Source organism: Oceanithermus desulfurans (assembly GCF_014201675.1).
In the GTDB taxonomy this organism is placed as follows: domain Bacteria; phylum Deinococcota; class Deinococci; order Deinococcales; family Marinithermaceae; genus Oceanithermus; species Oceanithermus desulfurans.
On sequence record NZ_JACHEZ010000003.1, the window covers coordinates 240,623 to 251,651 of the forward strand.

Consider the following 11,029-nt stretch of genomic DNA (forward strand, 5'->3'; position numbering starts at 1 on the left):
GCTACGGAGCCTCGATCGCTTCGCGCGCGCCCACGCCCGAGACCAGCTTGTTGAGCGCGTCCAGGTAGGCCCGCGCCGAGGACTCGACGATGTCGGGGGCGATGCCGCGGCCGGTCACGACGACCGACCCCTGACGCAGCCGCACCATCACCTCGCCCAGCGCCTCGGTGCCGCCGGTGGTGGCCTCGATGCGGTAGCGCTCGAGCGTCGGGGAGAGCCCCACCGCACGGCTGATCGCCTTGTAGACCGCGTCCACCGGTCCGTCACCGGTGGCTGCCTCGGTCACCTCGTCGTCGGGGGTCTTGACCTTGACCGTCGCTACCGGGGTCAGGGCCAGCCCCGAGTGCACCTGCAGGTCGAGCAGCTTGAACATCTCAGGCGCGCGGGTGCGCTCGTCCTCGACCAGGGCGATCAGGTCCTCGGTAGTGACCTGCTTCTTGCGGTCGGCGATCTCCTTGAAGCGCGCGAACAGCGGTTTTAGCTCCTCGTCGTTCACCTCGTACCCCAGCTCCGCAAGCGCCTTCTTGAAGGCGTGGCGGCCCGAGTGCTTGCCCAGCACCATCACCGCCGCCTCACGGCCCACGATCTCGGCGTTCATGATCTCGTAGGTCTCGCGCGCCTTGAGGACGCCGTCCTGGTGGATGCCCGACTCGTGGGCGAAGGCGTTGCGGCCAACGATGGCCTTGTTGGGCGGCACCACCATCCCCGTCAGCCGGCTCACCAGCTGGCTGGCGCGGTAGAGCTCACGGGTGTTCACGCCCGTCTCGGCTTCGAAGAAGTCGCGGCGGGTGTAGAGCGCCATCACCACCTCTTCCAGGCTGGCGTTGCCCGCGCGCTCGCCGATGCCGTTGATCGTGCACTCCACCTGGGTGGCCCCGGCGCGCACCGCCGCCAGGCTGTTGACCACGGCCATGCCCAGGTCGTCGTGGGTGTGGACCGACCAGTCCACCCCGTCCGCGCCCGGGGTGTTCTCGATGACGTAGCCCACCAGCTCCGCGAACTTCCAGGGCACCTGGTAGCCCACGGTGTCGGGGATGTTGATCGTCGTCGCCCCCGCGGCGATGGCCTCGCCGAAGATGCGCACCAGGAAGTCAGGGTCGCTGCGGCCGGCGTCCTCGGCCGAGAACTCTACGTCGTCCACGAAGCCACGGGCGAACTCCACCGCCCAGACGGCCTTCTCGACCACCTCGTCGGGGGCCATGCGCAGCTTCTTCTCCATGTGCACGGGGCTGGTGGCGATGAAGGTGTGGATCCGCCGCTTGGCCGCGGGCTCGATCGCCTCGGCGGCGCGCTCGATGTCGGCCTTGGCCGTGCGCGCCAGGGCGGCGATCGTGGGGCCCTCCACCTCCTCGGCGATGCGCCGCACCGCCGCGAAGTCGCCGGGGCTGGCGATGGGGAAACCGGCCTCGATCACGTCCACCCCAAGCCGCGCCAGCTGCTTGGCGATGGCCACCTTCTCGTCGGGGCTCAGGGCTACGCCCGGCGACTGCTCGCCGTCGCGCAGCGTGGTGTCGAAGATCTTAATCCGTCGCATCGCCTACGTCCTCCTCGCTTACGTGGGCCTTGAGGAAGGGCATCATCGCCCGCAGCTTGGGGCCCACCTGCTCGATCGGATGCTGGGCCCACTTGTGGCGCTTGGCCTCGAGCACCGCCTGTCCGGCCTGGTTCTCCAGCACCCACTCGCGGGCGAACTCACCCTCCTGGATCTGCCGCAGCACCTCCTTCATGCGCTGCTTGACCTCGGGGCCGATCACGACCGGGCCGCGGGTGTAGTCGCCGTACTCGGCGGTGTTGGAGATCGAGTAGCGCATCCCCGCGAGGCCCGACTCGTACATCAGGTCGACGATCAGCTTGAGTTCGTGGAGCACCTCGAAGTAGGCGATCTCGGGCTTGTAGCCGGCTTCGATCAAGGTCTCGAAGCCGTAGGCCACCAGCTGGCTGGCGCCCCCGCAGAGCACCGCCTGCTCGCCGAAGAGGTCGGTCTCGGTCTCCTCGGCGAAGGTGGTGGGGATCACCCCGGCGCGCGTCGCCCCGATGCCCTTGGCGTAGGCCAGCGCCGTGGGCAGCGCCGAGCCCGAGGCGTCCTGGTGCACGGCCACCAGGGCCGGCACCCCGCGCCCCGCCTGGTACTCGCTGCGCACCAGGTGGCCGGGGCCCTTGGGGGCCACCATCCAGACGTCCAGGTCGGCCCGCGGCCGGATCTGGCCGAAGTGCACGTTGAAGCCGTGGGCGAAGACGAGCGCCGCCCCCTCTTTCAGGTTGGGCTCGACGGCCTCGCGGTAGACCCGCGCCTGCACCTCGTCGGGCAGCAGGACCATGACCACGTCCGCCTGGGCCACGGCCTCGGCTACCGGGGCCACCGCGAGCCCCGCCTCCTCCGCCTGCTTCCAGCGCCGCGAGCCCGGACGCAGACCGACGACGACCGGCACCCCCGACTCGTGCAGGTTGAGCGCGTGGGCGTGGCCCTGGGACCCGTACCCCAGAACGGCCACCTTCTTGTCGCGAATGAAACCTAGGTCTGCGTCGTGGTCGTAGTAAACGTTCATACCGCCTCCTTTTTCAATCTGGGCTTCAGTATAGCCTCGCCCCTGCTCATGGCGATCGCGCCGGTGCGCATCACCTCGAGCACGCCGTAGGGTTCCAGCCCGGCGATGAACCCCTCGATCTTGCCGGGATCGCCGGTCACCTCGTAGATCGAACTCGAGCGCCCCACGTCCACCGGGCGGGCGCGGAAGGCCTCGACGATCTCCTTGATCTGCAACCGCTCCTCCACGCCCTCGGTCCGCACCTTGACCAGCGCCATCTCGCGCTCGACGTGGGGTTCGGTGTGGTCGGTCACCTTGATGACCTCGACCAGCTTGTTGAGCTGCTTCTCCACCTGCTCGATCGTGCGGTCGTCCCCGAGCACCACGATCGAGATGCGGGAAAGCCCGGGCAGATGGGTCTTCCCCACCGCCAGCGACTCGATGTTGAAGCCGCGCCGGGCAAACAGCGAGGTGATCCGGGTCAGCACCCGCGGGTGGTCCTCGACGAGTACGCTCACGATGTGCCTCATGACTGCACCTCCCGGGGGTTTTCGATGATCATGTCCTCGGCGCTCCCGCCCGCGGGAATCATCGGGAAGACGCCTTCCTCGTGGAAGACGCGGAACTCGGCGAGCACCGGGCCGTCGTGGGCCAGCGTCGCCTCCACGGCGTCCTTCAGGTCTTCGCGGCGCTCGACCGTAAAGCCCTTGACGCCGAAGGCTTCGGCCAGCTTGGCGAAGTCGGGGTTGGAGTCCTCCAGGTGCACCTCGGCGTAGCGTTTGTCGTTGAACAGGTCCTGCCACTGGCGCACCATGCCCAGGTAGCCGTTGTTGAGCAGCACGGTCTTGACGGGCAGCCCGTACTTGACAAGGGTGGCCAGCTCCTGGAGCGTCATCTGGAAGGAGCCGTCCCCGTCGAAGTTGAGCACCGTGGCCTCGGGATGGGCCACCTGCACCCCCACGGCCGCGGGCAGGCCGAACCCCATGGTGCCCAGCCCTCCGGAGGTCACGAAGCTGCGCGGCCGCTTCGGCTGCCAGAACTGCGCGGCGAACATCTGGTGCTGGCCCACCCCCGTGGTCACGTAGGCGTCGCCGCCGGTGGCTTCCCAGAAGGCGCGGATGACCTCCTGCGAGGAGAGGCGCTCGCGGCGCGGCATGGGCAGCGGATGCCTCTGCTGCCACTCGCGGATCTGCTCCCACCAGGGCTCGACCGCCAGCGCCTCCGCGGCCTGCGCCAGCTTTTCCGCCACCCAGCGGGCGTCGCCCACGATGGGTACGTGCGTCTCGACCACCTTGCCGATCTCGGCCGGGTCGATGTCCACGTGGATCAAGGTCCTGACCTTGGGGGCGAACTTGGCGATGTTGCCGGTGATGCGGTCGTCGAAGCGCAGCCCGATGGCCAGGATCAGATCGGCGTGCTGGATCGCGCGGTTGGCGGCCACGGTGCCGTGCATGCCCGGCATGCCCAGGACCTGGGGGTGGTCGCCGGGCAGCACGCCCAGGCCCTTGAGCGTAGTGATCACCGGAATCCCCGACTTCTCGGCGAACCGCCGCAGCGCCTCCGCCGCGTCGTGCCCGCCGCCGCCGACCATCATCACCGGGCGCTTTGCGCCGCGCAGCGCGGACAGCGCTTTTTCCAACTGGCGCGGGTGCCCTTTGGTCGTGGGCCGGTAGCCGGCCAGCCGGGGATGCACGTCGAAGCTGCCCGTGAACTCCTCGAGCTGAACGTCTTTGGGCACGTCGATCAGCACCGGCCCCGGCCGCCCCGTGGAAGCGATGAGGAAGGCCTCCTTGACGATGCGGGGAATCTCGTTCACGTCCTGCACCAGGTAGTTGTGCTTGGTGATGGGCATGGTCACGCCGGTGACGTCGGCCTCCTGGAAGGCGTCGGTACCCACGGCCGCCCGCGCCACCTGGCCGGTGATGGCCACGATCGGCACCGAGTCCATGAGCGCGTCGGCCAGCCCGGTGACCAGGTTGAGCGCCCCCGGACCGCTGGTCGCGAAAACGACGCCGGTCCGCCCCGAGCTGCTCGCGTAGCCTTCGGCCGCATGGATCGAACCCTGCTCGTGGCGGCCCAGGACGTGCTTGAACTCGGGGCGGTCGTACATGGCGTCGTAGATCGGCATGTTGGCCCCGCCCGGCACCCCGAAGATCACCTCCACGCCTTCACGCGCCAGGGCTTCGAGTATCGCTTCCGCTCCGTTCATTGCTCTTCCCCCTCCTGCCAAACGAACACCCCGCCATGGGCGGCGGGGTGCGGTTTGCTAGAAAACGAAAAGACGCTACGTCAGCAAGCCACCCCCGCCCCGACCTAGTACTAGGCCGAGCGCGGGGCGAAGAATAATGCTCGCGAACGAACGCATCTTGCCGCGATTGTATGCCCGCCCGCGCAGGCTGTCAAGCGGAGTAGCGTACGGGATGCGGCGGAAGTGGACCGCGTACCTCCGGGAGGTGTTTGGTGCATGGTGCGTGGTGCGTAGTTCGTGGTAGCGGGACTGCACGTCCTGTGGCGTGCGGCTTGTGGCTCGTGGTGAGCCGGTCAGCGGTAACGAAATCACGGCTTCGCCCACGGCATGGACCCCCGGATCATGATCCGGGGGTCCATGCCGCGCTCAGAATCCACGGTTCGGTTGCCGCAAAATAACGCCCCCTCCCCTAGGGGAGGGTCGGGGTGGAGTTGTTGGCGCAACGCACGCCAAGCGTCGATCGCCGACGCATAACCAGCCCACCGCCTACCTCCCACAACCCACATTCCGACTCCTCCCTGTTGACGCCGCCCGGGGCCGAACGTATACTCATGCGCAAGATGACGTACGCGCGCACCCTTACGCTAATTCCGCCTCCACGGGGGTAGGTTGGCGTTTGGACTGCGCTCACCGCCCCCGCCGGGCGGTTTTTCGTTGTCGGAACAAGGAGGTAACGTGGCCGGGAAAACGCTCTACCAAAAGGTCTGGGAAGCCCACGAGGTGCGCCAGCTGGCGAGCGGGCAGAGCCAGCTCTTCATCGACCTGCACCTCATCCACGAGGTCACCAGCCCGCAGGCCTTCGGGATGCTGCGCGAGCTGGGGCTCGGGGTCGCCATGCCCCACCGCACCTTCGCCACGGTGGACCACATCGTACCCACCGACGCCCGCAGCGAGCCCTTCGCCGATCCGCTGGCCCAGGCGATGATCGAGGAGCTGCGCAAGAACACCCGCGAACACGGCATCGAGCTCTTCGACGTGGGCAGCGGCCGGCAGGGCATCGTCCACGTGGTGGGGCCGGAGCAGGGGCTGACCCAGCCGGGCTTTACCATCGTCTGCGGCGACAGCCACACCTCCACCCACGGCGCCTTCGGGGCCATCGCCTTCGGCATCGGCACCACCCAGGTGCGCGACGTGCTGGCCACCCAGACGGTGGCCATGCCCAAGCTCAAGGTGCGGCGGATCAACGTGAACGGGGAACTGCGGCCTGGCGTGGGCGCGAAGGACGTGATCCTGCACATCATCCGCACCCTGGGGGTCAAGGGCGGTCAGGGCTACGCCTACGAATACGGCGGGTCGGTGATCGAGCGGATGAGCATGGAAGAGCGCATGACCGTCTGCAACATGTCCATCGAAGGCGGGGCCCGCATCGGCTACGTCAACCCCGACGCGACGACCTTCGCCTTCCTGCGGGGCCGCCCCTACGCCCCCGCGGAAGACGAGTGGGAAGCGGCCGTCGCCCACTGGCGGGGCCTGGCCTCCGACCCGGACGCCGAATACGACGACGTGGTGGAGATCGACGGCTCGCAGATCGCCCCCTACGTCACCTGGGGGATCAACCCCGGCCAGGCGATCACGGTGGAAGAAAACGTACCCGACCCGGCCCGCGTCTCCCCCGAGGAGGCGGCCTTGGTGAACGAGGCGCTGGAATACATGAAGCTCGCACCGGGCCGCCCCATCAAGGGGCAGAAGATCGACGTCGCCTTCGTGGGCAGCTGCACCAACGGCCGCCTGGGCGACCTGCGCGAGGCCGCGCGCGTGGTGCGCGCCGCGGGCGGCCGGGTGCCGCCGGGGGTGCGGGCCATCGTCGTACCCGGCAGCGAGCAGGTGGCCCGTCAGGCCGAGGACGAGGGGCTCGACCGGATCTTCCGCGAGGCGGGTTTCGAGTGGCGCTACGCCGGCTGCAGCATGTGCCTGGCGATGAACCCCGACAAACTGGTGGGCGACGAAATCTCGATCAGCAGCTCCAACCGCAACTTCAAGGGGCGGCAGGGCTCGCCCCAGGGGCGGACGCTGCTGGCCAGCCCGGCGATGGTCGCCGCGGCGGCCCTGGCGGGCGAGGTCGTGGACGTGCGCGAGGTTCTGGGGGTGAAGGCCTGATGGAAGCCATCAAGCAAGTGCGCGGGCGCGCCGTGGCGGTTCCCGGCGACGAGATCGACACCGACCGCATCATCCCCGCCCGCTACCTGAAGGCGATCACCTTCGACGGGCTGGGCGAGGCGCTCTTCTACGACGAACGCTACGACGAGGCCGGAAACCCCAAGGACCACCCCCTCAACCGTCCCGAGCGCCAGGGGGCGCGCATCATGGTGGTGGGCGCGGGCTTCGGCTCGGGCTCCAGCCGCGAGCACGCCCCCCAGGCCATCAAGCGCGCCGGCTTCGCGGCGATCGTGGGCGAAAGCTTCGCCGAGATCTTCTTCGGCAACGCCACCCAGATCGGCCTGGTCTGCGTGACCCTCGACCCCGAGGACCTGGGGGTGCTCACCGAGTGGGTGGAGGCCCATCCCGAGGGCGAGGTGGAGGTGGACCTGGAGGCGCGCGAGGTCCGCTTTGGCGGACGCGTGGCCCCGCTGGCCATCCGCGAGGCCGCCCGCGAGGCCCTCGTCAGCGGCCGCTGGGACCCGCTGGCCGAGCTGCTGGAAGCGATGGACGAGGTCAGGAAACTCGACGCCACCCGCCCCGGCCCCGGCAAGCGCGGGGGCTACCGCGGCCGGGCCTGATACGGCGAGAGCACCCGCGCGAGGAGAAAGGAAAACGTCATGCCCAAGATTGCGGTTCTTCCCGGTGACGGCATCGGCCCCGAGGTCACCGAGGCGGCCGTCCGGGTACTCCGGCGGGCCGCCGAGGTCTTCGGCCCGGAGCTCGACTTCGAAACCTTCGACTTCGGCGGCGCGGCCATCGACGCCGCCGGCGAACCCTACCCCGAGGCCACCCGCCGCGGCGTGGCCGCGGCCGACGCGGTGCTCCTGGGCGCCATCGGCGGTCCCCGGTGGGACGGCGTGCCCCGCGAAATCCGCCCCGAGACCGGCCTGCTGGCGCTGCGCAAGGACCAGGGACTTTTCGCCAACCTGCGGCCGGCGCGGGTGCTGGAGGGTCTGGAAGGCCTCTCGCCGCTGAAGCCGGAGCTCGCCCGCGGCGTGGACGTGCTGATCGTGCGCGAACTCACCGGCGGCCTCTACTTCGGCGAGCCGCGGGGAATGAGCGAGGCCGAGGCCTGGAACACCATGCGCTATTCGAAGCCCGAAGTGGAACGGGTGGCGCGGGTGGCCTTCGACGCCGCCGCCAAGCGGCGGAAGAAGCTAACCAGCGTCGAGAAGGCCAACGTGCTCGAAGTGGGCGAGTTCTGGCGCCGCACCGTGGAGGAGGTGGCGGCGGACTGGCCCCAGGTGGTGCTCGAGCACCAGTACGTGGACGCCATGGCCATGCACCTGATCACCCATCCCGCCGACTACGACGTGATCGTCACCGGCAACATCTTCGGCGACATCCTCTCGGACCTGGCCTCGGTGCTTCCCGGCTCGCTGGGGCTCTTGCCCTCGGCCTCGCTGGGCGAGGGCACGCCGCTCTTCGAGCCGGTGCACGGCTCGGCCCCCGACATCGCCGGCCGCGGCGTGGCCAACCCCACCGCGGCCATCCTCTCGGCGGGCATGCTGGCCACCTACGCCCTGGGGCGGCCGGAGATCGGCGAGGCCGTCGAGCGGGCGGTGGCCGCGGTGCTGGGGCGGACCCGCACCCCCGACCTGGGCGGGAACGCCTCCACCACGAGCTTCACCGAGGCGGTGCTCGCGAACCTGAACGGGTAAACTGGAGTATGCCGAGCCTACGAGGAAGAACCCTGATCCTGACCGGAGCCTCGCGCGGCATCGGCCGGGCCCTGGCGCTGGGGCTGGCCGAGCACGGAGCCAACCTGGTGCTCACCGCCCGCGGCGAGGAAGCCCTCGCGGAAACCGCACGGGAAGCCGAGGCCAGGGGCGCGCGGGTGCGCCACCACGCGGGCGACGTGGCCGCGGCGGAGACCGCCCGCAGGCTGGTGGAGCTGGCGCGCGAGCTGGGCCGCTTCTACGGCTTCGTCCACAACGCCGGGGTGCTGCACGCGGGGCCGCTGCTGTGGGAGCTGCCCGAGCGCCACTGGAACGAGGTGCTGGGGGCGAGCCTCACCGGCGCCTACCAGCTCACCCGCTTCGCCCTGCCCGAGCTGATCGCCAGCGGCGACGGGGTGGCCGTCTACGTCGGTTCGGGCGCGGCCGAGTACAACCTCCCCGGCATCGGGGCCTACGCCATCGCCAAGGCGGCCGAGGAGCACCTGGCGCGCCAGGTCGCCGCCGAGGCCCCGATGGTGGCCAGCTTCGCCTACCGCCCCGGGGTGGTGGACACCGGCATGCAGGAACAGGCCCGCAGCGCGACCGGCAGCGCCGCCGAGCAGCTGCACGAAATCTTTGGCGGTTACAAGGAGAAGGGGGTGCTGATCAGCCCCGAGCAGGCGGCGGGCTACCTGGTTCGCGTCCTCGAGGCCGACCCCCACCGCTACACGGGAACGATCTATGACTGGCGAAAAGAATAAACGTCTTCGCAGCGACGTCATCAAGAAGGGGCTGGAACGCGCCCCTCACCGCTCGCTTCTGCGCGCCACCGGCGTGATCGAGCGCGAGTCCGACTTCGACAAGCCCTTCATCGCGGTGGTCAACAGCTACGTGGACATCGTCCCGGGCCACGCCCACCTGCAGGAGTTCGCACGCAGCATCAAGCAGTACATCCGCGAGGCCGGCGGGGTGCCCTTCGAGTTCAACACCATCGGCGTGGACGACGGCATCGCCATGGGCCACGAGGGCATGAAGTGGAGCCTGCCCAGCCGCGAGCTGATCGCCGACAGCGTGGAGACGATGCTGCGCGCCCACGCCTTCGACGGGGCGATCTTCATCCCCAACTGCGACAAGATCGTGCCCGGGATGCTGATGGCCGCGGTGCGCGTCAACCTGCCCAGCGTCTTCGTCTCCGGCGGGCCGATGAAGGCGGGCTACCTCGACGGCGAGGCGCTCGACCTGATCAGCGTCTTCGAGGGCGTGGGGGCGGTCAAGGAGGGCGCGATGAGCCCGGAACGGCTCGAGCAGATCGAGCAGCTCGCCTGCCCCAGCTGCGGCAGCTGCTCGGGCATGTTCACGGCCAACTCGATGAACTGCCTGCTCGAGGCCCTGGGCCTGGCCGTCCCCGGAAACGGCTCGATCCTGGCCACCGATCCCCGCCGCGAGGAGCTGAAGAAGACCGCGGTGAGCTGGCTGATGCGGATGGTGGAGGAGAACGTGAAGCCGCTCGACTTCGTCAGCGAGGAAAGCTTCGAAAACGCCTTCCGCCTCGACGTGGCCATGGGCGGCTCCACCAACACCGTGCTCCACACCCTGGCCGTGGCCGAGGAGGCGGGGATCCCCTTCGCGCTGGAAAAGCTCGACGCCATCGGCCGCAGCACCCCCACCCTCTGCAAGATCGCCCCCTCGAGCGCCTACCACATGGAAGACCTCGACCGCGCCGGCGGCGTCTTCGCCATCCTGGGCGAACTCGCCCGCGGCGGCTACCTGAACCTGCAGGCGCGCACCGCCAGCGGCCGCACCCTGGGCGAGCAGCTCGCGGAGGGCCACGCCATTCGCGACGAGCGCGTGATCCGCCGCCTGGAAAACCCCTACGACGCGCAGGGGGGGCTGCGCGTCCTCTTCGGCAGCCTCGCCCCCGAGGGGGCGGTGGTCAAGACCGCCGGGGTGGTACCCGAGATGATGCGCCACGAAGGCCCGGCCCGCGTCTTCGACAGCGAGGAGGAGGCCCAGGCGGCCATCGACGCCGGCCGGATCCGGCCCGGCGACGTCGTCGTCGTCCGCTACGAAGGCCCCAAGGGCGGCCCCGGCATGCGCGAGATGCTGGCCCCCACCAGCGCCATCGTGGGCCGGGGTTTGGGCGAGAGCGTCGCCCTGGTTACCGACGGCCGATTCTCCGGCGGAACCCGGGGCGCGGCGGTGGGCCACGTCAGCCCCGAAGCCGCCGAGGGCGGGCCGATCGGGCTGGTGCAGGAAGGCGACGTCATCGCCCTCGACCTGGTCGAGGGGCGGATCGAGCTGCGGGTGGATGAGGCCGAGCTCGAGCGCCGGCGCGCCCGCTTCCGGCCCAAGGTCAAACCGGTGAACGGCTCCTGGCTGAAGCGCTACCGGGCGCTCGTCACCAACGCCGCCCACGGCGCGGTGCTGCGCGAACCCGAGTAGCGGCATGCCGAGCCCGA

The 11,029-nt window shown here is 69.8% G+C and carries 9 protein-coding genes; 5 read left to right on the top strand and 4 right to left on the bottom strand.

Annotated elements, in window-relative coordinates; translation table 11 throughout:
• Position 1: 1 nt before the first annotated feature.
• From HNQ05_RS05300 to ilvB, 4 genes are read right to left on the bottom strand one after another with little or no spacing between them, the layout of a single operon-like run.
• Positions 2 to 1,534, bottom strand: a complete 1,533-nt coding sequence (locus tag HNQ05_RS05300; RefSeq protein WP_147146584.1) for a 2-isopropylmalate synthase — start codon at positions 1,532 to 1,534, stop codon at positions 2 to 4.
• Positions 1,521 to 2,546: a ketol-acid reductoisomerase gene (gene ilvC, locus HNQ05_RS05305; RefSeq protein ID WP_147146582.1), complete on the bottom strand. Its 1,026-nt coding sequence runs from the start codon at positions 2,544 to 2,546 to the stop codon at positions 1,521 to 1,523. Before ilvC ends, HNQ05_RS05300 begins: the two co-directional genes overlap by 14 nt.
• Complete coding sequence (ilvN, locus tag HNQ05_RS05310; protein WP_013457429.1) at positions 2,543 to 3,055, bottom strand: acetolactate synthase small subunit; 513 nt, start codon at positions 3,053 to 3,055, stop codon at positions 2,543 to 2,545. The genes ilvC and ilvN overlap by 4 nt, the downstream gene beginning before the upstream one ends.
• Positions 3,052 to 4,734 carry a biosynthetic-type acetolactate synthase large subunit gene (gene ilvB, locus HNQ05_RS05315; protein ID WP_147146580.1) on the bottom strand — a complete coding sequence of 561 codons (1,683 nt, stop codon included), beginning with the start codon at positions 4,732 to 4,734 and terminating at the stop codon, positions 3,052 to 3,054. The genes ilvN and ilvB overlap by 4 nt, the downstream gene beginning before the upstream one ends.
• 714 nt (positions 4,735 to 5,448) lie before the next feature.
• Here ilvB and leuC point away from each other — a divergent pair.
• From leuC to ilvD, 5 genes are read left to right on the top strand one after another with little or no spacing between them, the layout of a single operon-like run.
• The gene (gene leuC, locus HNQ05_RS05320; protein ID WP_147146578.1) at positions 5,449 to 6,870 is read left to right on the top strand and encodes a 3-isopropylmalate dehydratase large subunit; all 1,422 of its coding nucleotides are present in this window, start codon (positions 5,449 to 5,451) and stop codon (positions 6,868 to 6,870) included.
• Complete coding sequence (gene leuD / locus HNQ05_RS05325) at positions 6,867 to 7,490, top strand: 3-isopropylmalate dehydratase small subunit (RefSeq protein WP_371862329.1); 624 nt, start codon at positions 6,867 to 6,869, stop codon at positions 7,488 to 7,490. The genes leuC and leuD overlap by 4 nt, the downstream gene beginning before the upstream one ends.
• A 39-nt stretch (positions 7,491 to 7,529) precedes the next feature.
• Positions 7,530 to 8,573 carry a 3-isopropylmalate dehydrogenase gene (gene leuB, locus HNQ05_RS05330; RefSeq protein WP_147146574.1) on the top strand — a complete coding sequence of 348 codons (1,044 nt, stop codon included), beginning with the start codon at positions 7,530 to 7,532 and terminating at the stop codon, positions 8,571 to 8,573.
• A gap of 8 nt (positions 8,574 to 8,581) precedes the next feature.
• On the top strand, positions 8,582 to 9,331 hold the full coding sequence (locus HNQ05_RS05335) for an SDR family NAD(P)-dependent oxidoreductase (protein ID WP_147146572.1): 750 nt from the start codon (positions 8,582 to 8,584) through the stop codon (positions 9,329 to 9,331).
• On the top strand, positions 9,312 to 11,012 hold the full coding sequence (gene ilvD, locus HNQ05_RS05340; protein ID WP_147146570.1) for a dihydroxy-acid dehydratase: 1,701 nt from the start codon (positions 9,312 to 9,314) through the stop codon (positions 11,010 to 11,012). Before HNQ05_RS05335 ends, ilvD begins: the two co-directional genes overlap by 20 nt.
• The last annotated feature ends 17 nt before the right edge of the window (positions 11,013 to 11,029 follow it).

Bases quoted from the DNA above. Each gene is read 5' to 3' on its own strand.
- HNQ05_RS05300 (WP_147146584.1), bottom strand. From the start codon at position 1,534: ATGCGACGGATTAAGATCTTCGACACCACGCTGCGCGACGGCGAGCAG.
- ilvC (WP_147146582.1), bottom strand. From the start codon at position 2,546: ATGAACGTTTACTACGACCACGACGCAGACCTAGGTTTCATTCGCGAC.
- ilvN (WP_013457429.1), bottom strand. From the start codon at position 3,055: ATGAGGCACATCGTGAGCGTACTCGTCGAGGACCACCCGCGGGTGCTG.
- ilvB (WP_147146580.1), bottom strand. From the start codon at position 4,734: ATGAACGGAGCGGAAGCGATACTCGAAGCCCTGGCGCGTGAAGGCGTG.
- leuB (WP_147146574.1), top strand. From the start codon at position 7,530: ATGCCCAAGATTGCGGTTCTTCCCGGTGACGGCATCGGCCCCGAGGTC.
- HNQ05_RS05335 (WP_147146572.1), top strand. From the start codon at position 8,582: ATGCCGAGCCTACGAGGAAGAACCCTGATCCTGACCGGAGCCTCGCGC.
- ilvD (WP_147146570.1), top strand. From the start codon at position 9,312: ATGACTGGCGAAAAGAATAAACGTCTTCGCAGCGACGTCATCAAGAAG.